This is a genomic window from Halomonas sp. AOP27-A1-41 (genome assembly GCF_052378605.1).
In the GTDB taxonomy this organism is placed as follows: domain Bacteria; phylum Pseudomonadota; class Gammaproteobacteria; order Pseudomonadales; family Halomonadaceae; genus Vreelandella; species Vreelandella citrativorans.
The window spans coordinates 127,039-151,318 of sequence record NZ_JBQSXT010000001.1; the positions used below are offsets into that span (position 1 = coordinate 127,039).

At 53.7% G+C, this 24,280-nt stretch carries 21 protein-coding genes, 1 tRNA gene and 1 pseudogene; 11 read left to right on the forward strand and 12 right to left on the reverse strand.

The features are described from left to right. The 3 genes from ACT3TC_RS00475 to ACT3TC_RS00485 are packed head-to-tail and all read right to left on the reverse strand — an operon-like array spanning position 1 to position 4,047. Positions 1–810 carry an SDR family NAD(P)-dependent oxidoreductase gene (locus ACT3TC_RS00475; RefSeq protein WP_444638724.1) on the reverse strand — a complete coding sequence of 270 codons (810 nt, stop codon included), beginning with the start codon at positions 808–810 and terminating at the stop codon, positions 1–3. Next, positions 807–2,042 carry a capsule biosynthesis protein gene (locus tag ACT3TC_RS00480; RefSeq protein ID WP_444638726.1) on the reverse strand — a complete coding sequence of 412 codons (1,236 nt, stop codon included), beginning with the start codon at positions 2,040–2,042 and terminating at the stop codon, positions 807–809. The genes ACT3TC_RS00475 and ACT3TC_RS00480 overlap by 4 nt, the downstream gene beginning before the upstream one ends. Before the next feature lies 1 nt (position 2,043). Beyond that, positions 2,044–4,047, reverse strand: a complete 2,004-nt coding sequence (locus ACT3TC_RS00485; RefSeq protein WP_444638728.1) for a capsular polysaccharide biosynthesis protein — start codon at positions 4,045–4,047, stop codon at positions 2,044–2,046. Between the two features lie 250 nt (positions 4,048–4,297). Here ACT3TC_RS00485 and ACT3TC_RS00490 point away from each other — a divergent pair, with 250 nt between their 5' ends. The 4 genes and pseudogenes from ACT3TC_RS00490 to ACT3TC_RS00505 form a co-directional block, all read left to right on the forward strand. Further along, on the forward strand, positions 4,298–6,409 hold the full coding sequence (locus ACT3TC_RS00490) for a diguanylate cyclase (RefSeq protein ID WP_444638730.1): 2,112 nt from the start codon (positions 4,298–4,300) through the stop codon (positions 6,407–6,409). A gap of 18 nt (positions 6,410–6,427) precedes the next feature. Beyond that, the gene (locus ACT3TC_RS00495) at positions 6,428–7,375 is read left to right on the forward strand and encodes an AEC family transporter (RefSeq protein WP_444638732.1); all 948 of its coding nucleotides are present in this window, start codon (positions 6,428–6,430) and stop codon (positions 7,373–7,375) included. 67 nt (positions 7,376–7,442) lie between these two features. Then, positions 7,443–7,519: transfer RNA gene (locus ACT3TC_RS00500), tRNA-Arg, on the forward strand. 332 nt (positions 7,520–7,851) lie between these two features. Further along, positions 7,852–8,097, forward strand: a pseudogene (locus tag ACT3TC_RS00505) (transposase); the annotation flags it as partial. Positions 8,098–8,129: 32 nt separating this feature from the next. Here ACT3TC_RS00505 and ACT3TC_RS00510 read toward each other — a convergent pair. From ACT3TC_RS00510 to ACT3TC_RS00535, 6 genes are all read right to left on the reverse strand, one after another. After that, the gene (locus ACT3TC_RS00510) at positions 8,130–8,942 is read right to left on the reverse strand and encodes a phosphodiesterase (protein ID WP_444638733.1); all 813 of its coding nucleotides are present in this window, start codon (positions 8,940–8,942) and stop codon (positions 8,130–8,132) included. 113 nt (positions 8,943–9,055) lie between these two features. Continuing rightward, the gene (locus ACT3TC_RS00515; RefSeq protein WP_444638734.1) at positions 9,056–10,330 is read right to left on the reverse strand and encodes an ABC transporter substrate-binding protein; all 1,275 of its coding nucleotides are present in this window, start codon (positions 10,328–10,330) and stop codon (positions 9,056–9,058) included. Positions 10,331–10,363: 33 nt separating this feature from the next. Then, complete coding sequence (locus tag ACT3TC_RS00520; RefSeq protein ID WP_444638736.1) at positions 10,364–11,212, reverse strand: carbohydrate ABC transporter permease; 849 nt, start codon at positions 11,210–11,212, stop codon at positions 10,364–10,366. Continuing rightward, positions 11,212–12,144 carry a carbohydrate ABC transporter permease gene (locus ACT3TC_RS00525; RefSeq protein WP_444638738.1) on the reverse strand — a complete coding sequence of 311 codons (933 nt, stop codon included), beginning with the start codon at positions 12,142–12,144 and terminating at the stop codon, positions 11,212–11,214. Before ACT3TC_RS00525 ends, ACT3TC_RS00520 begins: the two co-directional genes overlap by 1 nt. Continuing rightward, positions 12,141–13,319 carry an ABC transporter ATP-binding protein gene (locus ACT3TC_RS00530; RefSeq protein ID WP_444638739.1) on the reverse strand — a complete coding sequence of 393 codons (1,179 nt, stop codon included), beginning with the start codon at positions 13,317–13,319 and terminating at the stop codon, positions 12,141–12,143. Before ACT3TC_RS00530 ends, ACT3TC_RS00525 begins: the two co-directional genes overlap by 4 nt. A 606-nt stretch (positions 13,320–13,925) precedes the next feature. Continuing rightward, positions 13,926–15,290 (reverse strand): aminotransferase-like domain-containing protein, encoded by a 1,365-nt coding sequence (locus tag ACT3TC_RS00535; protein ID WP_444638740.1) that lies wholly within the window; start codon positions 15,288–15,290, stop codon positions 13,926–13,928. A 178-nt stretch (positions 15,291–15,468) separates the two neighbouring features. Between ACT3TC_RS00535 and ACT3TC_RS00540 the strand changes: the two genes are divergently transcribed. The 7 genes from ACT3TC_RS00540 to hmpA all read left to right on the forward strand — a co-directional run bounded on the left by ACT3TC_RS00540 (position 15,469) and on the right by hmpA (position 21,689). Next, positions 15,469–15,702 carry a hypothetical protein gene (locus ACT3TC_RS00540; RefSeq protein ID WP_193053870.1) on the forward strand — a complete coding sequence of 78 codons (234 nt, stop codon included), beginning with the start codon at positions 15,469–15,471 and terminating at the stop codon, positions 15,700–15,702. A 2-nt stretch (positions 15,703–15,704) separates the two neighbouring features. Further along, positions 15,705–17,057 (forward strand): tripartite tricarboxylate transporter permease, encoded by a 1,353-nt coding sequence (locus tag ACT3TC_RS00545; RefSeq protein WP_192528551.1) that lies wholly within the window; start codon positions 15,705–15,707, stop codon positions 17,055–17,057. Between the two features lie 99 nt (positions 17,058–17,156). Next, the gene (locus ACT3TC_RS00550) at positions 17,157–18,416 is read left to right on the forward strand and encodes a hydroxymethylglutaryl-CoA reductase, degradative (protein ID WP_444638742.1); all 1,260 of its coding nucleotides are present in this window, start codon (positions 17,157–17,159) and stop codon (positions 18,414–18,416) included. A 9-nt stretch (positions 18,417–18,425) separates the two neighbouring features. Continuing rightward, on the forward strand, positions 18,426–19,331 hold the full coding sequence (locus tag ACT3TC_RS00555) for a hydroxymethylglutaryl-CoA lyase (RefSeq protein ID WP_444638743.1): 906 nt from the start codon (positions 18,426–18,428) through the stop codon (positions 19,329–19,331). 121 nt (positions 19,332–19,452) lie between these two features. Next, positions 19,453–19,692 carry a DUF333 domain-containing protein gene (locus tag ACT3TC_RS00560; protein ID WP_193056252.1) on the forward strand — a complete coding sequence of 80 codons (240 nt, stop codon included), beginning with the start codon at positions 19,453–19,455 and terminating at the stop codon, positions 19,690–19,692. A 128-nt stretch (positions 19,693–19,820) separates the two neighbouring features. Next, complete coding sequence (locus ACT3TC_RS00565; RefSeq protein WP_444638744.1) at positions 19,821–20,312, forward strand: CreA family protein; 492 nt, start codon at positions 19,821–19,823, stop codon at positions 20,310–20,312. A gap of 207 nt (positions 20,313–20,519) precedes the next feature. Further along, positions 20,520–21,689, forward strand: a complete 1,170-nt coding sequence (gene hmpA, locus ACT3TC_RS00570) for an NO-inducible flavohemoprotein (protein ID WP_444638745.1) — start codon at positions 20,520–20,522, stop codon at positions 21,687–21,689. A gap of 149 nt (positions 21,690–21,838) precedes the next feature. On the opposite strand, the gene ACT3TC_RS00575 is transcribed toward hmpA, so the two are convergent. From ACT3TC_RS00575 to ACT3TC_RS00585, 3 genes are all read right to left on the reverse strand, one after another. Beyond that, positions 21,839–22,816 (reverse strand): cation diffusion facilitator family transporter, encoded by a 978-nt coding sequence (locus tag ACT3TC_RS00575; protein WP_444638746.1) that lies wholly within the window; start codon positions 22,814–22,816, stop codon positions 21,839–21,841. Beyond that, positions 22,813–23,427, reverse strand: coding sequence for a transporter substrate-binding domain-containing protein (locus tag ACT3TC_RS00580; RefSeq protein ID WP_444638747.1), 615 nt, complete (start codon positions 23,425–23,427; stop codon positions 22,813–22,815). The genes ACT3TC_RS00575 and ACT3TC_RS00580 overlap by 4 nt, the downstream gene beginning before the upstream one ends. Positions 23,428–23,694: 267 nt before the next feature. Continuing rightward, a complete protein-coding gene (locus ACT3TC_RS00585) occupies positions 23,695–24,024 on the reverse strand; it encodes a four-helix bundle copper-binding protein (protein WP_192528543.1) in 330 nt (109 codons plus the stop codon). Positions 24,025–24,280: the final 256 nt, after the last annotated feature.

Sequence of the window (24,280 nt, forward strand, 5' to 3'; positions counted from 1 at the left end):
TCAATCGCTCCCCGAATGGTCAGTATGGTTAAAGCCCAGGCGTTTGATGAGCCATTGTGAAATAGCGGCCGGAAGTACGGCTAGCCACCAGGAGCCAAAATTGAGTGGGAACGGAAAGCTGATACGAGCCCGGTTCGCTTCAATGCCCCGCTTAATCACCTTGGCAGCTCGTTCTGGCGGCCATTCAAAAGGCTTGGGGCCTGGCATGGCATTGCACATGGGCGAGGTTACATAGCCCGGCATTACGACCGTTACCCCCACACCATAAGGGGCCAGCAGCCCGCGTAAGCCTTCCCCATAAGCCTTAATCCCTGCTTTGCTGGCGCTGTAAGTAGGAGTGGTAGGCAGGCCGTGCCAAGCGGCGAGCGAGCTAATCAACACTAACTGCCCGCTGCCTCGTTTTTGCATGGCGGGCACCAAATGCTGGGCCATGGCGATGGGTGTTTTCAGATTGATATCCAGAAGCGCTTGAACATCCTCCCAGGGCTCTAATGCCCCGTTTGTTTGAGGATGGGTGTTCTTGCCAGCGGTGGCGATCACAATATCGGGCAGGTGATCTTTACGCAGTGTATGAAGCCACTGCTTGAGTGCTTCTTCATCGACCAGGTCAACCGAGCTGGTTGTCACCTGAGCGCCCAGCGCTTGGCAAGCATCCGCCAGGCGGGATAGTGCGTCTTGTTGCCTGCCATGCAACACCAGGTGAGTGCGCGGGGCGGCATAGGCGCGTGCCAAGGCACCACCTATAGCACCGGTTGCGCCTGTAATCAGCACGCAGCGCTCAGCTGTGGTGAGGTGTGGAGCGGCACTCAAAGTAGTTTCTCCAGCGGCGATGGGCAGGCTTCCAGTATGCGCGCTGCATTGTTAACGGCCAGGTCAATGCTAGGCTGGCAGTAAAAACCGCCGTTTACTTGAACGCTATGCATCACCGTATTACGGAAGTAAGTGAAAAACGTTTGGCTTGGCGGCGGCGGCCGATTCCAAAACTCGTCGAGGCTGCCTTCATAGGTAAGCCCGGCGAGATTGTAAATGGGGTCGCTTAGCGCAAACGTAGGGCACTGTTTTTCCAAAGAAACAAAGCCGACGGTACTGTTAACCGTCACAGTGCCCACAGCATGTTTAATCAGCACGTCCAGGTTACCGGACTCCAGGTAGACGATACGACCTTGCAAGCCGTAAAACTGGGAAAGCTGTTCAATAATTCTGGCGTAATTGACCAGCCCCATATCCAGCGGGTGATTCTTGATGCAAAGCAGGGCATCGCTTGGTGCATGTTCTGCAAACGATCCCATCACATGATCCATCACTTCTTGCATATTGGCATAGGGTGAGTGGTCACGAATTTGGGCATCAGTATTGAGTTGAAGCGGTAACATAAAGTAGGGCTTGGCGCTTTCAATCAAGGTTTTTATGCGCTGGGCATCCTGTTTTTTCCACAGTTTTAATAGCGTAAAACGCTTGATATAGCCTGCATATTCAACCGGCGCAGTAATCGGTGCATGGTTTCGGTAGTGCGGTGCCACCAAGGGGTTGGCTAACCCCGCCAAGTGATAACTGACATCGTGCATGGCGCGGATCTTGAATGATGATCTAAAACGCACCGGTGGGGGTAATGGGGGGAGCGCTTTACCCGTTTCATAAAACCAGCTGGGGTCGCGGGGTAAGAGTGAGTGACCGTTTACGCCGTCGCGCTCAAGCGTTACCCAAAATGGGCGAAAGTAGCCCTCTTCAAACACGTGGGTGCGTACCCCTGCCGCAGGGGCGTTCTCTACCGCGGGCCGGTGGATAGGGCGGCGGTCACCGAACATGACCTGGTCGGTAATCGCATGGCGCTGCCAGAGCGATGCTATGTAGTCAGGCAGTTCGCTTAATGATTCACGAAACAGGTAGTTTTCACTGCGGGTACGTTGCCAGTAAGCAATATCGCCAGCGTTGAAGTTAACCTTTACGACGCGGTGCCCGTCCTCTGTCAAGCGACGTGCTAAACGTTGATAAAAGGGCGAGCAGACCCCTTGTAAGAATAAGAATGCGCGCTTTGACTTCAACTCAGTGTCTTCCAATCAATAAATTACGGTAAAGCCGGTAGAGGCGCTGCTTCCATGTCAGCGTCGGTTGCTGTGTGCGTGCCTGCTCTAAGAGGCTAACGACGGTTTCCGCATTGCAAAGCTGGTGGCTCAATGGGTCTACATAACATGGATAAAGGATTAACGTGCCTGCCACCAACGCCTCAAGCGTTAATGCACGAGAACGGCGCGGGCAGTGCATGGCATCCTGTGTTAACCCCCAGCCTGCGTAAAACGGCATGCCATACGTATGTACTTTGCGGTGACGTAATAGCGCCTCGAAGCCTGTCAGCGAACTCATGGTATGAACCGCATCGACGCGCTCAAGTAGCGTGGTGATTTCCACATGGCTGGCATCCAGATCATACAGGTGTTTAGTATCGGGTTCGAGTGCTCCGATGCGAGCACCGCTGACCACGTCGGGATGTGCCTTATAAATAATAAACGCATGGGGGTGAGTACGGCGCACCTCACGTAAAAGCGCGCTGTTGGTACGAATATGCGGCGATCCAGTGGCAATGGACGCATCACTCTCGACCTGGCCGGGTACGAGTATTATCAGCCGGTTATTGGGCAGCTCAAGAGTGTCGTGGCCGCGCACGTTATATTTGGAGAGCTTTAATGCCACTAAACGCTCTCGTAGTTGGTCGGCACGCTCTAGTAGGTCGTCACTAAAATCGGAATATTCAAGCAGCGACTCCAGGTCACTGGGTTGGCTTGGGTCGTAATAGATCCCTTGAGCATCAATGACCAGTGAAAGCGGTTGAGTAAGATCAACCCCCAGGCCTACCGAACGGATAAAGCCATCTTCAATGCGCCATAAATGGGGCATCAGTGCGGCGTACTGCTGCTCGAAGGTGTGATCAATACGGCTGGACCACACTAAAAGCTTTTGTGAAGGTGGCGCCTCAGGCAGCGTTTTCTGGTACGTAAGCTGTGCGGCACCGCCTAAAAAGTCATGAATAAAGCGTCGCTTCCACGAGGAGAAGCCACAGCCTATCCACTTGCCGCGTAGCCGCTCCTGCTGGCGCTTTTGGTCGGCAATTAGCGCAATGGTCTCCTCTAGCGTGGCAGGTTTTAGCGTATACGGATTGGCATAGCGCGTATAACGCAGATAAGCTGCCGCGAATACTTCATAAAGCGTGCGCTTTTTATGTCGTCGCGAGCAGGTTAGCCGGTCTTCGGTGAGCCCCCAGCCTGCATAAAAGGGCAGGCCAAAGCAGTGAACGCACTTGCCCGCCAGCAACGCTTCAAAACCGAGCTGGCTGGTCACGACATATACAGTTTCAATCTGATCAAATAATGCCCAAGGGTTAATGTCTTCACTGATCACGCGGCAGCGGGGGTGGTTTTGCGCGCTGAGCAGGTGGCCCTGTTTTTTGCCTGCGATAACATCCGGGTGAATCTTGACCAGAATCTCAGCCGTAGGGTGGTCGGTAAGCGCTGTTGCCAGCATTTGCTCGAAACTATCCGCATTCGCTCCCCCATACTCAATAGAGGCATCGCCTGCGGTTTGATCAACAACCAGCACTCTCTCCTGGGGTGAATTGCTTGAAGCAGCATCTGGCGCATGGTTGTACTTTGAAAGGCGGTAGCGGGTAAGCTGATGAATACACCGTTCAGCCTGGTTGATTTCGTCGATAGTAAAAGTGGCGTTGTTCAGCCAGTTTTCTAAATCGGAAGGTTTTGAAGCATCGTAATAAATACCGGTGTGATCGACCACCAGACTATGCCTTTGGTAGCCCATTACCCCTAAGCCAAGCGAGCGTAAAAAGCCGTCTTCCAAGGCAATATAGGGTAGCTGATGGCGTTTTGCATAACGTCGCGCCCGGAGGCTAGAGGGCTTTAAGCCCCATCCAATAACTGCATCTGGTTTTTTTTGCAGTGGCTGTAAACGTGAAAAGTGGCTAAAATCAGACAGCAAGGCGGGGAGCGCGTTAATTTTAACAATACCGGATGATGAATAACCTGCTGTTCTTTTTGCCATAAATATTGTCATTCGTAACGGAGCAAGAAGTTAGGCGAGCGAACATACGTGAAACAGCCCTGCTTATCAATTAGTCACGGCAAGTACTTACATGACTATAGAAATTTGTATTTATAGTCATGAAGCTTAATAATCGATTTAATTAAATTTAATGCGGTGCGAGAAGGTTTTCTGTTTTGATTAGGTTCTGTAGTAGAAACAGAGTGTTAGAGCTGTATGGCATAGAGAAGTTTTTAAAAAAGGATCGTTAGTGCCTCTGTTTCGCCTGCTAAGAAAAACAATTTCATTCGGGACGCTCAAAGGCCGGCTATTGCTGGGGCTTTTGGCTACCTTGTTGTTGCTGGTTACCCTGCTGTTAGGCTTGGCTTGGCAGGTGGGTAAGACTATGGTTCTTGAAACCAACATGGCCCACCTGCGTTATGAAGCACGGTTGCTGGCGGATGAGATCACTCAGCAGGTTGAGCTTCGCTTCGATGCATTGCAGCGGCTAAACAATATTATCGGTTACGCTGATGACCCGAGCGGGCTAAGTTATGAACTTCGTAATAACGATACGCTACTGTCATGGTTTGAAGGCATCGTGGTCACCAATCGTGATGGAGATATAATTGCTGACTGGCCTGCCGTAATCGGACGCGTAGGGCTTGATAACAGGAATACAGAGTTTTTCAAAATGCTGCGCGGTACGCGGCAACCTTATGTCAGTGAACCCTTTATAGGACGTGCAAGCCAAGCGCCTCTCGTTTTGGTAAGTGTGCCTCGCATTGATGAGCGGGGAGAGTTCATGGGCGTTACCAGTGGCGTACTAAGCCTGGATGCGGGTGGATTATTTAATCGATTGGCAAAAGTACGTTTAGGCGAACAAGGCTATGCAGCGGTGGTCACCGCCTCTGAAATGATACTCTACCACCCCGATTCTCAACTTGTTAACACCTCCATTGATCGCAAATATCTTAACCCGTTATTGGATCTGGCGCTTGATGGTTGGCAGGGTGATGGCGTTGGCACCCTATTGAGTGAGCGAGTAGGGCTCCAGGCGTATGCTCAAGTTTGGCCTGCCAATTGGGTCATTGGGCTTTATTTACCTAATGAGCAGGCGCAGCTGCCGCTCTCCGGGTTTATCCGTAAATTAGGGTGGATGTGGCTACTTTTAGCTGTCCTCATCATGCCTCTACTGTGGTGGATATTGGCGCGTATCTTGACGCCCCTTAACCATCTTGAGGCTCAAATTGGTGAAGTGGGAAGCGGGTTGCGCAAGAACGTAAGCCTTGCGACCACTATGCAAGAGTTACAGCAGGTTGCCACGACCTTTAATCGCGTCGAGGAGGAGCGCCAGACCCTGGTTGACCACCTGCAGGAGCGCCAGGCGTTTTTAGACTCCGTGCTGAACGCTGCTCCACAAGGCATGTTTGTGGCCAGCTTCGATGGCACGATTACCTATATAAACCCTGCGCTGTTAGAAATGCTGGGCGTTACCCCTGACTGGACGATGGAAGCCCTGTTACATCAGATCCACCCCTATGATCGCGAGAGCGTCAGGAATATGTGGATCAACAGCTTGAAAAATGGCAATGACTTTATCCGCCAAATGCGATTTACCCACGTTGAAGGCGAAATGCTGTGGCTGGATATTCATGCCAGAGTCGTTGTGCTTGCTCAGGGCGGCCATTCGCTGGGTCTAGTAGGGGTGGTGAAAGATGTTACCGAACGTCGTCAGCAGGAAGCGCTTCAGCGCTGGGAGGCCGAACACGACTCGTTAACGGGGCTTTTAAACCGCCGCGGGTTTGAGCGTCGTCTGGAAGAAGCCTTTGCCGATTTCCTAAAAACCAGCAAACCTGCTGCCTTGTTAATGTTTGATCTGGACCGTTTCAAGCCCATTAACGATGAAGGTGGCCATGCGCTGGGGGATGAGATGCTACGCCGAATTGCTCAAATAGTGGCGTGGAAAGTACGGCGTAGCGACCACGTTGCCCGCCAAGGGGGCGATGAGTTTGGTGTGTTACTGCCAAGCTGTACACTGGGGCAGGCGCAAACCATTGCGGAGGCACTACGCCAGGCGATCAGTGAGGTGACGGTTGTCCATTCAGGCAAAGAGTATCGGGTAACGCCGAGTGTTGGCGTGACCAGTTTTGATGAGCGGGATGCCAGCGTCGATGACGCACTTTCGCGGGCAGATGCCGCAAGCTATGAAGCGAAAGGAAAAGGGCGCAACAGCGTGGTAGTCAACGCAGCGACCGACCAGACCCTTCAGGAACTCTTTGATTACGTTATTAGGTCACGACAGCTATGCTGTCCGGCGTCTGCCTTTCTTGATATGCATTCGATAAACTACCCGCCACCGCAAACTGAAAGGGCACGCTGAATTGGCTGAGGCAACACTGTGAACCTACTTGAATTGTTTACTCAAACACTTGATATCACTTTACCCGTGTTTGCCATGGTTTTTCTGGGGATTGGCCTAAAGCGCCTGGGGTGGATTGATCGCACTTTTGTCACCACCGCGTCTGCGTTGGTATTTAAAGCCACGCTGCCCACCTTGATCTTTTTAAGTTTGATTAAAGCCGATATTAGCGTTGCGCTGGATATCTCGTTAATGGTGTTTTTTGCCATCGCCACACTGGGGCAGTTTGTGTTGAGTTGGCTATGGGCACACTTTCGCGTTCCTTATGCCGAGCGCGGGATTTATGTTCAAGGAGCCTTTCGCGGTAATTGCGGTGTCGTTGGGCTGGCGTTGGCAGCGGGCATGTACGGCAACTATGGGCTGTCAACGGGCAGCCTGTTGGTTGGTGTGGTCATTATTATGTACAACGCGCTATCAGTGGTGGTACTGGCCGCGTATCAAGCAGAAAAAGCCGCTAATTGGCGCAGCATTCTCAAGCATATTGCGGCGAATCCGCTGATTATTTCAGTGATTGTGGCCTTACCGTTTACCGCTTTTTCCATTTCGCTCCCCAGTTGGGTGATGACCTCTGGGGATTATTTCGCGTCGCTCACACTACCGTTGGCGTTGATCTGTATTGGCGCAACGCTCTCGATGTCCAGCATTCGAGATAAAAGCGACATTGCGGTGAGCTCCAGCATTATGAAGATGGCCGTCTTACCTGTGCTCTCTACCGTAGCTGCCTGGCTGTTAGGCTTTGAAGGCGAACAGTTGGGGTTGTTGTTCCTCTTTTTTGCCAGCCCCACCGCCGCCGCCAGCTTTGTCATGGTAAAAGCCATGGGCGGCAACGCAGGCCTGGCCGCCAACATCATTGCGATCACCACCTTAATGGCCAGTATTTCGGTAACACTGGGCATTTTTGCGCTGCGTTTGTTGGGCTGGGTGTAAGAAGGGCAGAGGCGGGTTGGAGTGTTATCTGTAACACGTTATACTGTGCGCCCCTTCTGCAAGCAAAGTCTCTGTAGCTCAGTAGGATAGAGCAGCCGCCTCCTAAGCGGCAGGTCGCAGGTTCGACTCCTGCCAGGGACGCCAACGGCCATTCTTGAGCAGTCCTGAGAAGGCCAAAAATAGAGTGTAATACTCTGAAAGACATAGATTTTTAGCTCCCCGTTGTTCCTCGGTGTTCCTTCCAAATCCCGCTTCCAAGTGGTATACAGTACGGTATAGACCTCCATTCGAAGACGCTCGGTATACCCGTATGGCGCTAACTATCCGTCAGATAAACGCAACTAAGCCTGGCACGAAAATTGTTACCCTCTCAGATGGCATGGGATTAGAACTTAGGATCTGGCCCGATGGCCGCCGTGAGTGGCGTTTGGGCTATGCCACTTCTTCTAGTCTCCCCGCATCAGTACTAGCTTGAGATGGTAACGCTTGAAGAAATCGTGCCATCGAACCATCTGCTGCGTCAGATCGAGGCAGTCCTTGGCTTTGGTTTCATCCTTGATCAAACGCGGCATCTCTACTGTGCAGATAACGGTCGGCCTGCGCCCGGCCGCGTGCTGCTCTTCAAGGCGTTGCTTATCGGTTACCTGTTCGGTATTCGAAGTGAGCACCAGTTGATGCGCGAGATTCAGACCAACGTCACCTATCGCTGGTTTTTCGGTTTTTTTAACAAACCTTGGTGCTCATTGGGATTATGTCAGGGGCCGGAACATTCGCTGGACCTGACTAGCGATTGAGCATCCAGCGTATCTACGTGCATGGCGCGTAGCTCCTTACCCCGCTGGGTTATGACTGTGTAGTTTGGGCCTGTGCCAGCGGTCCAATAGGGGGCTGGGTCCTTGGGCTCAACAATAAATTGGTGGCTTACGCCGCGTCCCGAAGTATAGGAGATACCATCTTCGGTAATACCGGAAAGCGAGATATGAATATGTCCGAAAAACATATGTCTTATACCAGCAGGGTGGTTTTGTAATACCTCTAGCAGCGCTTCGGGATCATGGAAGCCGATATGCTTGAAATGCGCAAAACCAGTATCGAAGGGGGGGTGGTGAATGAAGATCACCGCTGGTATATCTGGGGTCTTGGCTAATTCAGTCGCAAGCCAATCAAGACGCAGGTGGCAGTATTTTCCACCGATAGTCGCTGGCTCGTGGCTATCAAGGAATAGTAACTGCAATGTACCATCTGATGTAGTGAGTGCTGACTGAATAAAGCCCTGAGAGTCTACCGGCGCCTCTGGGAAAACGCGGCGGAAGTTTTCGCGGTTGTCATGGTTGCCTAGCAGCAACCTTACTTCGCAGGGCAACGGAGCTAAAGTATCGCACAGCAACCGATAGGCGCTCTCGTCTCCGTCGTTGGCCAGGTCGCCTGTAACGACGACGAGGTCGACATCGGCATGATGCTCATTTATATCTGCTACAGCGCGCCGCAGGCTGGCGGCAGGATCTAGCCCATAGAGTGTATTCCCTGGTGGTACGAAATGGGTATCGGTGATCTGGATAATCTTCATGATAGGAGTATTCTTCTCAATATAAAGAGGAGCGTTGGCGCTCCCAATTGTGGGATTCCTGACGCCCCAAAGCTAATACTTGGCGAGCCGTCCGGGCTTAGCGCAGAGCGTGCTTAGCGAATCAATGCATTGGTTTCACTGACTATGCGGTCTAGACCCTCTTCCGGAGTTACCTCGCCGCGCATCACCTGACTGATGATATCGCGCTGGGTACGCCAGATACGCACCGACTCGCCACCCGGATAGCCGATCCAAGGCAGTGAACGGTCGGCCTGCTGGGTGGCGGTAGCGGCATTCGGGTTGGCTTCATAGTAGGGAGCCAGGTAGTTATCGCCCAAGGCAAGCTGGTTCGTTGGCAGGTAGCCGGTGATTTTGACGGCGATGGCCTGTGCTTCTGGACCGGTGACGAATAATGCATATTTTCGCGCCGCTTCTAACTGTGTCTCGTCTTGGGATGTAACCACAACAGCATTGCCGCCGGTGGGGACCCCTCCTTGCTCTTTATCGTTAAGAGGGAACGTTGTTGTGCCCAACTCGAAACGTTCGCCTACGAGTCCGTTAAGGGTCTGCAGGCGGGCTGGCGTATCGAAAATAATGCCGGTGAGTCCTGCGCCAAACTGCTGCCGTGACTGGTCTGGGTCGATTACCTCCATGCCGGCCTCAGTGGCGAAGCGCTGGGTTAATGTCAAGGCGTTGAGTCCGAATTCGTTATCGAAGCCGGCACCATCGCGTTCTGCGTTGAGTAACGAACCCCCTTGCTGGTAGAGAAGCGCTTGCCAGAGCCAGTCATCGCTCCAGCCATGTACGTCGTAAGAAAGGCCGCTAATATCGTCGCCTAGCGCGTCGATGCGGGCCGCTAGTTCGATCAGGTCATCAAAGTTATCGGGCATGTTGTCGGGATCGCCGCCAGCTTCGCGTACCATCTCAATGTTGTAGTACATGATTGGCGAAGAGGCGTTGACCGGAAGGCCGTACTGGGAACCATTGACATGGCCCAACGCCAAGATATTAGGGTCGTAGTTTTCAGCGATGAATGTCTCGCCCAGCTCGTCGAGATAGGGCTGCAAATCCTGTATCTGACCACGTTCCGCCAACGACTGGGTCAGTTCCTCAAGTAGGTGGAAGCCTGAGAAGTAGAGGTCGGGCAGATTATTGGTCACCGCAAAACGCAGCATTTGCTGATGGCCAGCGTCATAGTCGGCGCAGGGCGCAAGAAAGTTGATATGAATGTCCGGGTTCTCGGCCATAAAGGCGTCAGCGATGGGCTGGTGAAAGCGTGAAAAGCTGGCGTTGCAGTGCAGTACGTCGAGGGTGACGGTCTCGGCGGCAGCAGTCTGAGCCAAGCCGGTGCCTAGCGTAGCCATGGCGGCGAGATAACGAAATTTCATTAATTAATCTCCAGTTGCGGTTGGGTATAACGCCTACTTCACACCGGTCATCGTGATTCCTTCGATGAACTGGCGGCGCGCGAGTAGGAAACAGATCACCAGTGGCATGGTTAGTACCGTGGCTCCGGCCATGAGGGCACCGTAGTTAGTTCCAGCCTCGGCATCAGCGAAAAACAGCATGCCGAGTGGAGGAGTGGCTAATCGCATGTCGGAGATGACAATCATTGGCCAGTAGAGGTCGTTCCAGTGCGCCACCATGGAGAATACGGTGAAGGCTGCAATCGCCGGTAGCGCTGAAGGCACCACAAGGCGCCAGCAAATACTCATTTCGCTCATGCCGTCGAGCCGCGCCGCCTGGATGATCTCGTCTGGATAGGATTTGAAGGTTTGACGGAAAAGGAAGATGGCGAACACTGAGAGGAAAAAGGGAGCCATCATAGCGAAATAGGTATTGAGCAGATCGGCCCATGCCAGACCAATGAACATCGGCAGTGCCAGCACTTGCATCGGGATGCACAGCGCACCGATAACCAATGAAAAAAACAATTTAGCGCCGGGAAACGGCAGCTTGGCTAAGGCATAGGCGGCTGGGATAGCCACCAGCAGTTGCACGATGAGAATGCTGCAGCAGACGATAACGCCGTTGAGCATGAATCTGAACAGTGGCACTGCCTGTGTGGCCGAAGTGAAGTTATCCAAAGCATGGAAGGATTGAGGGATCGGCCATAGGCTAACGCTAAAAATTTCAGCCGGTGCGCGTAGCGAGGTCAGTAGCATCCAATAGAAAGGCAGCAGTATGAACAGAGCGCCTGTCATCAGCACCGCGTGGGGTAACAGCTGGCGCCAGGCATACCCAGTTAGGGGGCGACGAACATCAGTCATCAGTAGTGCACCTTACGGTCGAGATGAAGTGCCTGCCCGATGGACAGGAACAGCACGAAGGCTAGGAAAATTAGAGTCAAAGCTGCGGCGTAGCCCATCTGAAAGTACTCGAACCCCTCTAAATAAAGTGCGTAGAGCAAAACTTCTGATCCGTCTCGGCCCCGGGTCAACACTGCTACTGTTTCAAACACCTTGAAGGCTGTGATTGAGGTGGTCACCGCGACAAACATCACAGTGGGGCCAAGCATAGGCCAAGTGACTGTCAGGAAACGATCAAGAGGACGACTCACGCCATCTACTCGGGCAGCGTCGTATAGATCGCGTGGGATCGCCGATAGTCCAGCGAGGAACAGGATGATGTTGAAACCGATGACTTGCCATACGCCGATGATGGCGAGAGTGGGGATGATTAGCGCTGGGTTCGAGAGAAAGGCGATCTCGCCGATCCCGAACGACTTTAGGACGGCGTTAACCGGGCCGAGGCGTGGGTGTAGGATAAACTGCCACACAGCCGCCATCGCCACAAGAGTTGAGGTCACTGGTAGGAAGTAGACCACCTCGTAGAAGGAGCGGCTGCGTACGCGGCTGTGGATTAGCGTGGCGATAAGCAGCGCCAGTCCGACACCAAGAGGGATTACGATCGCCACATAGAGCAGGGTGTTAGTAAAAGCTCGGCGAAACACTGGGTCTGAGAAGGCTCGCGAAAAATTATCCAGACCGACGAACTGAGTGACCACGGCGCCCAGGCGATAATCCGTTAGGCTCATTACCAGCAGGGTGATCAGTGGAACGATGTAAATGCACAGTAATAGTAGCGCTGCCGGCGTGGCGAAGGCATAGCCCTTGAGCTGGCGCCGGCGAGCCTGGGGCAGCCCCGCCGCGTCTGCTAACCGTGTCGCCGGTACGGCAGTAGTCTCGACAATACCGCTCATGCAAACACCTCGGCACGCGACTCTTCAGCCGCTGTCTTCAGACTTTCGACGGTAGGCTCAATGCGCAAGCCATCCTCTGTGAAGAAGTGCGCTAGCGCCGGACGAAAATAAAGCATGATCTTCTGGCCGACATCAATCTTGACCGCTTCTTCAGGGGAGAGGCGGGCATGCAGCATGCGGTCCTGATCTTTCTGCGTGGCGATCAGGAAACAGTCGGCGCCTTGGAGCTCTAGGCGTCGAACGGTGGTGTGCAGTGCCATGTCACCCGGTTCGGCGTTCAGACGCAGCGCTTCGGGACGTACTGCCACTACCACGCTGCGATGCTCTCCCACGCTTAAGCCTGTCATCGGCTGGCCCTGCAACGTAACTGCGCCGTTGGCAACTGGCGCTTCGAAGCAGTTGATTGCTGGCGAACCAATGAACTGCGCCACTTGCAGAGTGGCTGGGTGGTGGTAGAGCTCATTGGGCGTGCCGAGCTGGAGAATATTGCCGTCCGCCATCAGTGCGATTCGGTCAGACATGGTCATCGCCTCCACTTGGTCGTGGGTGACGTAGATGAAGGTAGTGTCCAGACGGCGGTGCAGTTCAGTGAGCTCGGTACGCATGTGCACGCGCAGCTTGGCATCTAGATTGGAGAGCGGTTCGTCCATAAGAAAGACGGCTGGCCGACGGACCATGGCACGAGCCAGTGCCACGCGCTGCCGTTGTCCGCCGGAGAGCTGAGCTGGCTTGCGCCCGAGCAGAGCCTCAATCTGCAACTGGGCGGCTACTGCATGGACCTCCGCTTTGATCGCTGCCAGTATCTTGCGACGTCCGGGGGTGGCCATGCCGATCAGCGGCAGTCGAGAGAGAGCATTCAGACGGGACATACGCAGGGGAGTAGCGATGTTTTCGGCCACGGTCATATGTGGGTAGAGGGCGTAACTTTGGAAGACCATTGCCACATCGCGCTGCTGCGGCTCTAGATGGGTAACATTTCGCTCACCGATAGAGATGGTGCCGCTGTCCGATTCCTCTAGGCCGGAGATGATACGCAGGAGGGTCGACTTACCGCAGCCTGACGCGCCAACTAGCGATAGGAATTCTCCTGGGCGGATGTCGAGGGAGATGCCATTCAGAACGACATTGTCGGCATATTTCTTGGTAATGTTCGTAAGCACGACGCTGTCTGTCATGGTTGGAGCCCCTTTTACTCATTGTTCAGTGGACAAGAGGCTAGGGATAAGAAGTGTCAGAGGCGTGACAGAACTATGATGGTCTGATGTCAGGCTGATCCCGCATAGGAATACCGGCTGCAGTAGTACCGCTACCTGACTCCATTCGTGATAGGGCTCGGGGAATATGTGATTCATCCATTAATGCATGCCATTATCACAAAGCTCGCCGATAGGAGTTCTCATTCCCCAACTAACCCGCTCGCCTGCTTTTATCGATGGCAAGGTAGGGTTTGAAACGTGCTCAAAGAAAGTGTTGCCTGCGAAGTGGTGAGCTGGCTAAGGCAGTGGCATTAAGCACGAAGAACCCCTGGCCATTGCGCTGAGGCTTTTTTGTTAGCGTGTTCGGGAAGCGCCTGAAGTGTTTAGACTGAGATTATTTATAGCGAAGGAGGCGGTAACAGCCCCTATGAAAAGTAGATGGCTTTTCGGCAGCAGAGTGATAGAAGGGCCCTACCACATTACGTATAGTATGCGATAAGGTATGCGGAAGACTTTTATAATAAGATAAAATTTTATTTATAAGTGGCTTAAGTGATGAATTGTGCCCCTTATAGCCGCCAAACCCTACCCCAACCAACGCTCAAGAAACCCCAAAAACCGATGATCATTAGCGTAGGCAATATGCATACGCATGGACGATGCATCCGGTCCATTGGGGCGTAGTGAAAAGATGCTGCCAGGGGCGATGAAAATACCTTCGTCCGAGGCTTTTTTGGCTAGCTGCATTGCATCAATGTTGTTCGGCAGGCGCGCCCATAAGTAATAACCTTCCCCTGGCCCCTCTATATTCTCAAGCCCCACCTCTTTCAGCGCGGTAATGGTACTGGCGCTGGCCTTGGTAATGCGTTCGCGCAGCTGTACCAGATGGCGGCGGTAACGCCCGTGGTTAATCATGTCGTGAATTAGGCGCTCGCTGAAGGTAGAGCTGTTAACGACGGTGACCATTTTGATATCGGTAAGTGCATTAACCAGCGCAGGGTTTGCCGCTAAATAGCCCGAGCGAATGCCGGTGGAAAGCGTCTTGGAAAACGTGCCTACGTAAATCACGCGACTCAGGTCATCCAGGGCCGCCAGGTGGGCGCTTCCTCGGTGGAGCAGGTCGGCAAAGGCGTCGTCTTCTACCAGTATCAGGTTGTAGCGCTCCGCGAGAGTCAGTAGCCGGTACAGCTGGTTAAGTGAAAGGGTAGAGCCCGTCGGGTTGTGAGCATTGGGCTGTAGAAAGAAAACATTGGGGCGGTATTGAATAATTTTGCGCTCAAGGTCATCAAGGTCCAACCCTTCGTGGCTGCGCGAAACGCCAATCAGCTTCGCCTTGGCCAAGCGCAGCTTGCCGAACAACGGGTAATAGCCGGGTGTTTCCACCAGAACTCGGTCACCCGGGGCGATCAGGTGGCGAATAATAAGATCGAAAGCGTGATTGGCGCCGAAGGTCAGCAGTACCTGTTCATGGGAAGCATGAATAGAGCGCCCGGCCAATACCCTGGCAATCGTTTCACGCAGTGGGAGATACCCTTGTGGGGCACCGTACTCGATATCATCATTGCCGATGGATGTTAGCCGCTTGGCTTGCCGTGCAAGCGCCGCGCCGCCCATCCAGCTAGCGGGTGCTCGGCCGTCGCCTACCCGCACCTGAAAATTACCTACCAACTGCTCTCTCAAAAGCGAGACGCTATCAACAGCTTCATTGAGCTCGTGGGTCTTTTCCAGCGCTTCAAGCGCGGGTGGCTGCGTAACAAAAAAACCGGCTCCTTGCCGGGCGCGCAACCTGCCCAGTGCAATCAGCTGATCATAGGCATCAACAATCGTGTTTTTCGAAACCCCATGCTGGCGGGCGGCTTCGCGTATAGAGGCGAGCCTGGCACCGGGTGCCAGGCGGCCTTCTTCGATAGCCTTGAGGATGGTGTCAGCCACGCGTCTGGATTTCGACATGGTAGGTGCCTCCCGTAAATGGGCTAAACCCAACCCGGTGAAATCAGTGTACCTCTCTTTTGATAGGTACAGTACCTCGTACAATCTCGCTAACTGTACCTGTCAGTAATCAGCAAGTTTACCCATCATGAGCGGCATTAAAAAAGAAACATCCATAATAAATTCAAGGAGACACGCTATGGCTGAACAAAAGAACCGGTTTCTCAATGTGTGGGATGACACGGTGAGTGGGAGAGACCTCCTGCTGTCACTGTGTATTTCCACGCCGTTAACACTAGGCGGCTATCTGCTTGCCCCGGCGCAGCCTCCGCTTCCGCTTATTCTGGGGCTAAGCGGCGCTATTCTGGGGTTCTTCATCAATGCGCTGCTGTTTCGCCCTAAGCGGCAGCTGCAAACCGGTGAGGAGACGTAGTAATGGATCCCGTCTTATTACTTCAAATGCTGGCGGCCGCTATTATTGCTGTCGTCGTTTATACCGCCATTGGCGTTGCGCCGGGTACTGATGAAACCGCCGTACTGGCCCCCGTAATCTTGGCGCTGGTGGTCGCAGGTATACCGCTTCCCGTGGTGCTGGCTTTCTTTATGGCGGCAATCGTTGCCAAGAAGCTGACCGACTCTATCCCCGTTTCGGTAGCCGGTATACCGGGCGGGGTGATGTCGGCCCCTATGGTCGAGCACGCGCTGATTCTAAAGCGGGAAGGGCACGCTACCCTGGCGATTCGTAAAATGGCCTCCGGTTCGGTCATCGGCACGCTCGTCGCAATACCCATCAGCCTGTTCCTCGCCTTTCTGTTAACGCCGCTAGCCGATGTGCTTGGCCAGTACGCCAGCCAGATTTTCTTTGGCGGTGCCGTATTTCTGGCGCTGATGAGCAAGGAGAAAGTCATCAGTCTGATCAGTATTGTGCTGTTGGCGGCTCTGATCCAGGGGTTACGGCACCTGTATTGGGGAATGGGCGTCATTCCAGAAGGACAGACGGTCTTCATTTCGTTCTTTTTGGGCATCACCATTGGTCCGATGATGTTTAATCTGGCGCAGCTTACGGTCAACAGTGAGCGCCATAAAATGGTGGAGTCTGAGCCCAAGCAGATCCAGATCTACGGTGACGATGAAAAAGGGCAGCTACCTAATCCGTTTCGTATCCTGACGCGCCAGGAAACCGCCTCGGCCGCGGCAAGCTCCGTACTGGGCTCGGTTACGTTCTTCATGAGCCCAGTGGGCATCACGATCTTTCTGGGCGAAGTAATGTCGAGCTGGGTGAAGGGCACGGTTAATAAGGCCAGCCGAGCGCTCTCGTCAATGGATGCGGTCACCAATGCTTCTTACATCGCGGGCATCTTGATTCCCTTGGCGGCGCTGGGCATTCCCATGAGCCCGATGGCGATTGGTCCGGGCAATGCCTTCTTCAACGCACCGCCGGTGCTGACGCTTGAGCAGAACGCTCACCACTTGATGAGTTTTTCTGAAATTACCATCGCCAGCATCTTGGGCGCCGGTGTCGCTTTGCTGATTACTTACCCGATTGCGGTTCGGTACGCGCGGCGTATCTGCATCTTTGTGTTCAAGCACATTCCCCACGAAGCGTTTCTGGCGATGTTCTTCTCGCTGGTCATGCTGCTCGCTTATATGGATGCTGGCGTAATGGGCATTTTGGGCGTGATGGTGCTGGCACTGATGGCGGGTCTGCTCAACCGGTGGGGCGTCAACTACGGTGTGCAGTTCATGACGCTATATGCCGCACCGTGGATTTTAGGGCTGCTTGCTTAATACGTTTGGTTCATGCCTGAAGCATATGCAGCGTCCTGGTAAACCGCCTGCTTCAGGCACATTTACTTATTCAACCTCAATTGATCAGAGGCATTATCAATGGCACACAGCACATCACGCATTCCCGGTTTTTATCAACTTCCCCCCAGCGAGCGGCTCGATAAAGTCATTGAAATAGCCGGGCTTGGCAACGAGGTTCGCGCGCATTTTTCCGATACGGGCAATATTTCGTCAGCCACTGCCGATGCCATGATCGAGAACGTTATCGGTACGCTGAACCTGCCCATCGGGGTTGCTACCAATCTGGTCATTGATGGCGAGGAACAGCTGGTGCCCATGGCGACCGAGGAGTCCTCCGTGGTCGCTGCTGTGTGTAATGCGGCCAGGCAGTGTCGCGCCTCGGGTGGGTTTTATACCGATACGTCAGAACCCATCATGATTGCACAGGTGCAATTACTGGATGTGCCCAATCCTGAGTTTGCGCGCCTCCGGCTGCTTTCCGAGTTTGAGCAGGTAAAAAGCATTTGCGATGCAACCGACCCGGTGTTGCTGCAGCACGGGGGCGGTTTTCGCGAGCTGGAAGTGCGCGTGCTCGACAACATGCTGATCGTGCATCTGCTGGTGGATGTGCGTGACGCCATGGGCGCTAATGCCGTCAACTCGATGGCGGAAGCCGTCGCGCCTTCTCTGGCAGAGTGGAGCGGTGGCCGCAGTTGCCTGCGTATTCTTTCCAATCTTGCAGATCGGCGCATTGCGCGTGCGCGTGCTACCTGGAAGCTCGAAGATCTTGGCGGCGAGTCGGTACGTGACAGCATGCTTAATGCGTATCGCTTTGCTGATCAGGACCCTTATCGGGCAGCCACCCACAACAAAGGCATCATGAACGGGGTGAGTGCTGTTGTGCTGGCAACCGGTAACGATACTCGTGCGGTGGAAGCGGGCGCGCATGCCTACGCCGCGCGTACCGGGCGCTACCGTTCCTTGACACATTGGGAGGCTGATAGCGAAGGGAACCTGACCGGTACGCTGGAAATGCCCATGCCGGTAGGCCTGGTGGGCGGCGCTACTCGCTCGCATCCCAGTGCTCGGCATTGCCTGGATATTCTGGGTGTAAAAACGGCGGATCGCTTGGCGCGTATTATCGTCGCAGTAGGGTTGGCGCAAAATTTTGCCGCCATGAAGGCGCTGGCAACCACAGGTATTCAGAAAGGCCATATGGCGCTGCACGCCAAGAATATCGCAGTGATGGCCGGGGCCGAAAATGAGGAAGTTGACCGGATCGCGGCTCTGCTTGTGGATGGCGGTAAGGTGCGTGTGGATATCGCCCAACAGCTTCTTGAACAGTTGCGTCACGGATAAGGAGAAGACATGACCCTGCCATCCTCTGTGCGTCTGGTCGAGGTCGGCCCGCGCGACGGTTTGCAAAATGAACAGGCGCGCGTGCCGACTCATCTGAAACTTGCGTTCATCCAGCGCCTGGTGGAGGCGGGCTGTGCCAATATCGAGGCGGCGAGCTTCGTGTCGCCTCGCTGGGTGCCGCAGATGGCTGATCACCGGGAAGTAATGCAGGGTGTTGAGCGGCGCCCCGGCGTTGTCTATTCAGCCTTGACGCCTAACCTGAAAGGCCTGGAAGCGGCGATTGAGTGTGGTGTTGAAGAGGTCGCTGTATTTGGTGCGGCGAGCGAAGCCTTCTCGCACAAGAACATAAACTGCTCTATTGCCGAGTCGCTCGAACGCTTTGAGCCGGTGGTCGACCGTGCGCGCCAGGCCGGGCTGCGCGTGCGAGGGTATGTTTCCTGCGTGCTTGGCTGCCCTTATGAGGGAGAAATCGAGCCTTTACAGGTGGCGCGGGTGGCCAAGGCGCTATACCAGATGGGCTGTTATGAGGTGTCGCTGGGCGACACGATTGGCACCGGCACGCCATCCAAAGCCAAGCGTATGCTGGGGGCTGTTGCCGCCCAAGTACCGGTGAATAATCTGGCCGCCCACTTTCATGATACCTACGGCCAAGCACTTGCTAATCTCTATGCGGTGCTGGAAGAGGGCGTAAGCGTTATTGATAGTTCTGTCGCCGGTTTGGGTGGCTGCCCCTATGCCAAAGGGGCTTCTGGCAATGTGGCCAGCGAAGATGTGGTGTATATGCTTGAAGGTTTGGGTATTGCGTCAGGCATCAATTTAAACGCGCTAGCAAGAACGGGGGAGTGGATCACGCAAGCGATCAACGCCCCTAACCGGTCACGCGCGGGCAGCGCCTTGATGGCAGCGGCGGTATAACGGCCTTGGCTGTTCTCCTTTGGCCCGGGAAAGCCAGAATATTGACTATAGTGAACCAGGCGCAGGCGTTCTTGGACGCCAATGAAGGCTGTTCAACACATTGACGCAAAGGGAGGTGCGAATGGCTCGTTATGGCCTGCTGGCTTTGATAGCCATTGCACTGGCTGGGTGTTCAACGCAAGGTACGGCGGATGGTGCACAAGAAGCACACCGCTATGCCGTTGAGTACTGCGAACGTGAGGGTGGGGAAGTGCGCAGTCGTGAATCTGGTGGTACTCAACGTGATTACTGCCATTTAGTTGAAGGCCGCGTTGTTGAAGTGAATATGCTGTATCGAACCGAAGGGTTGAGAAACGATTGATACACAAGGCGGGCGTTCTCTTTGCTGGCCCATTTCGGTATTAGGGTTAATGCGGCTCCCCTGAATAGGCGCACTCAGGTATGCTCGTCGCCTACTTATTACCTCGTCGCTTCTCAAGGACACTGCCCATGTTGTCGCCTAACCGTATCGCCAGTGCATCGTTGGCGGGTTTACTTGCTCTGCTTCCTGCCTCGTTATTGGCTCAGGAGGCGCATATTGGTAGCGTGCGCACCGAGTTCAGAATGCTGGGGCCTAACAATACCATTGAAGTCGAGCGGTTCGATGACCCGAAAGTGCAGGGTATCTCCTGTTATATTTCCTACTCCCAGATTGGTGGGATTTCAGGCGCGATTGGGCTTGCTGAAGAAGCCAGCGAAGCAAGCGTGGCCTGCAGGCAAACGGGCGAGATTGTTTTTAATCCCGATGAGATAGATTCGCAAGAGGTGGTGTTCACCCAGCGCCGCTCGGTGCTCTTCAAGAATATGCGCGTAGTGCGCATGCATGATACTGAAACACAAACCTTTGTGTATCTGACCTATAGCACAAAGCTGGTGGATGGCTCGCCAAAAAATGCGGTTACCGCTGTGCATTACGGTGATCTAACGCCGGGTACGCGCTGATAAAAAGTAGCCCTGTTAATCGCAGGGAAGGCGCTGGGCGTGCATTGCCTAAATTCTGTGTTCAATAGGTGGCATCAGCGTTGTTGGCGTTTTTCTTTTCCCCATGAGGAGCGATTTATTGACGCAGCTCATGCCAAGGCTTGCTGAAACCTGATATTTTAAAGGTGCATTTAAAATGAATCTTTAAGCTATAGGGAAGAGGCCGCCATGCTCACTCCGGCACAAGAACAGGTCATTGCTGCTACAGCCCCCGTTGTGGCTGAACATCTCAATGCGATTACCCAGCGCTTTTATCCGTTAATGTTTGAGCGCTATCCTGAGGTAAAGTCGCTTTTTAATCAGACGCATCAGCAAAATGGCGGGCAGCCACGGGCGCTGGCAGGTTCCATTCTGGCGTATGTGCAGGTTCGCCAGAATCCTGAAACGGCGCGCCACATTATGGAAACCGTGGTTAATAAGCATATCTCGCTGGATATTCAGCCGCACCAGTACCCGATTGTTGGGGAGTGCCTGATGGAGGCTATCGGTGAGGTGCTGGGCGATGCGGTGACGCCTGAAGTTGCGGATGCCTGGGGGGCGTTGTACCAGGAGCTTGCCGAATTGTTGATCGAGCTTGAAGAGCAGCGTTACCAGGAGTTCGAGCAGCGCCTTGGCGGCTGGCGCAGCACACGGCGTTTTCGTATTGAAAAAATACAGCAGGAGAGTAGCGTTATTCGCTCGTTCATCCTGGTGCCTGAAGATGGCGGCCCAGTCGCAAACTATACGCCCGGCCAGTATATCGGCGTGAAGCTTATGATTGATGGCGAGCCGGTACATCGCCATTACAGCTTGTCAGGTATGCCGGATGGGCGTTCTTATCGCTTGTCTATCAAGCGTGAACCTCACGGGCTTGCCAGCCGCTATTTTCATGACCAACTCAACGTAGGCGATACGATTGAGCTGCTGCCGCCAGCGGGTGAAATGACACTCGTACCGGGCGATGAGCCCCTGTTGTTGGTGAGTGGCGGTATCGGTCAAACGCCCTTACTGCCGATTGCTCAAGAGGCGCTGCAGCAAGGCCGTAAGGTTGCTTATCTGCATGCCGCGATAGACGCTGAGCACCGTGCCTTTGCGACCACGCTACAGGAATTGGCGCACGCGTATCCTGAGCAGTTAAGCGTCGTCACCGTATTTGAGCAGGATGACAGCGGTGACTACCAGGGGCGTATCAGTGATGAGCTCTTGGCGAAACATATCGTGTCCGGCGAGCGCTGTTACTTTGTCGGGCCTCATGGCTTTATGAGTGCGGTGGATAAAAGCCTGACTCGCTTGGGTGTGCCCGAGTCACACCGCCACTTCGAACACTTCGGCCCGGCGAAGGCGTTAGACATCGCTTAGTCGAAGAGCACCGAACCGCCTCCTTCGCCGTGGGTGAATGCGAAAGAGGCGGCCTTGGGTTTAGATCATCGTTAATCCGCTGGACCAAAGCGGTTCTGGAACAGGGGTTATGAAAAAAGGATTATGAAAAAAGAGTCATGAAAAAGCAGTTATGAAGGAGTGGCATTGGCGGGGGAAGGTGTGTGCTCTTCATTGGGCCATGCGGTAACGACAACTTCATAAATGCGCCAGTCGTAATTATTAAGGTGTTGAGAGGCTTCTTTCAGATGCTGCGCCAAATCATCATTACTATGCGGGGTGACAAAGGCCTCGCCGCTGAAGATGGGGCCTTCTTCACGTAAGCGTACCGAGGCGGTGGCTACCCAAGGCATGGCGCAAAGCTCGGTCTCAAGTGCTTCTTCCATGTGCTCCGGCTTTTCGCGAGACGTAAAGTGAGGGCGGCGATCAAGCAGGTCGCCTACGGCCTCTTTTAAATTGGTAATGCCATCCTTGGTAACATCCAGGGCAATAATGGCCGCAGCAACTGCGTCTGCCCACCAAAAACCGGCCCCTACGCCCAGCACGCCTACAATGGCAGCCATCCCGGTCATCCAGTCAGCTTTGCTCATTTTGCCATCCGCAAAGACGGTTTTTTCATGCACTTTGGCGGCGGCTTTGGTCTGTAAGCGCCCGATAATAACCGGCGGAATGACACTGTAGATAAGCACGCCAACCATCACCCAGCCCATCCATACCGTCTCACCAAACAGCGTGATGGCGCCGATACTGGGGTGCTCCTGGTGGGCAAGCTTTAGCAACGAGTCTCCTAGTAAAAACAGGCCCATCGCGCTTAGTGCAGTGGCGGTGCATAAAAAGGCAATGATCGTGGCGCGTTGATACCCATAAGGGTAGGTTTTATTAGGCGGGCGATTGCGCAACCGGACGGCCAGCAAGAAAGCGATAGGCGGAATGAGCGAAAGCATGTCTTCCAGCCATGCGACTTTCATTGCCTGGCTGCTGCCCAGTACCGAACCCAGTACCGCTACAATGGAAAGACGAAACGCTAAATTCCACCATTCAAGGCGGATCAGATAGTCGAGATCCTGCTGTTTCTCTGGAGGCAGGTGATAAAGCTTGCGTATTTTCATTGTTCAGCCTCCAGCTGTTGAAGGCGTTGTTCAATACCGGGGTAGCTATTTAAATGGCGCTGTACGACCAGCATCCAGGCATTTTCTCCTTTGGGTAGCGCCATAACATGCTGGTCGGTGGCGATTTCCCACTCTCCAACCTGATAGTTGTGCGCATGCAGCCACCAGGAGGGGTTGGCAACCGCTTGGTTTAGTGCATCAATATCTGAAGTGGGGCGGGGAATCGCGCCCTCTTTTTTAAGCGCATGGGCGATATGATTAACGGCAGGAAGGGCGACCTCAACACCTTCAAGATGGCTGGGTAAGGAAGTGCTTCTGGGTACCCCGACTGAATAGCGGCTCTCATAGTAGGCCTTGGTGGGGGTGGCGAGGGCGCTCACATTTGAATCCTGAGTAAGCCCTCCGGCCACCAGGTCAAGCTGGTATTGGGAGAGCGCCGCTAACAGGTTTCCTTCGCTATCCCAGTGCCAGTTAACGGTGGCATCCATATCTTCTGCAAGCGCACGAATGATGTCGACTTCCAGCCCTGCCGGGCCCTGGTCAGTATGTATGACCCAAGGCGGGTTCTCGGAAAGGCCAACGTTCAGCTCCCCGCCCTGCATCTCTGTCATGGGGCGTTCAATATTGGCTGGATAACGGCAACCTGCCAAAGCGAAAACTGCACAAATGAGCAGCATGTGGGTCCGAAAAACGCATGATATAAAGCTATCCTTGCTTTGCATCGTATAGCCGCTCCCGTTAAGGGGATGTAGATAACCGCTCATTAATAAGGCTTACAAAAAAGTGAGCATAGGGTCGCTCAAGCCTTGCTCACTTTATACATTAGGCGTAATCAGCTATTTTCCAAATGAAGGGCTGGGTTTAGCAGCGCTGCCTTTTTATGCCACCATTGATGCACATAGGCTGGCGCACAGATGACATGCTTGGGCGCACTCTTGGCAGTGCTCTGCGTCATGTTGGTCGCATTCATCACCGCACTTTTGACAGATATCCGCACACAGCTGGCAGACATCCTGAGCATATTCGCTATTCTGGGCCATAAAGGAGACGGCCAACCGGCAAATTTGTGCACACTGAATATCTAACCGAATACATTCAGCCATGTGTTCAATGTTGGGTTCTTGAAGGCAGGAGGCCGCGCAGTTATCGCAATAGACCGCACATATATTACAGGCTTCGATGCACTCTTTAAATTTCGGTATGCTCACGTTAGTACCTCCTTTATGAAGATGCGCCTTTACACTCAATTAGTTTGAAGAGTAGCCGGAAAAGGCGTTCACGCTTAATAAGTAGTTGATGATGCTAGCCATTGTTTGATAATAGGATCTAAGTGGGTGTTTTGCGTAGGAGAAGAGGATCTTTAATATTTTTTAAACCCTGTGGCGCAGGTTGCTCTTTTTCTTTTAACGTTTCTGGCTTGGTTTATGCAGCATGAAAGAAGATAAGCAATAGCGTAATAGAGAG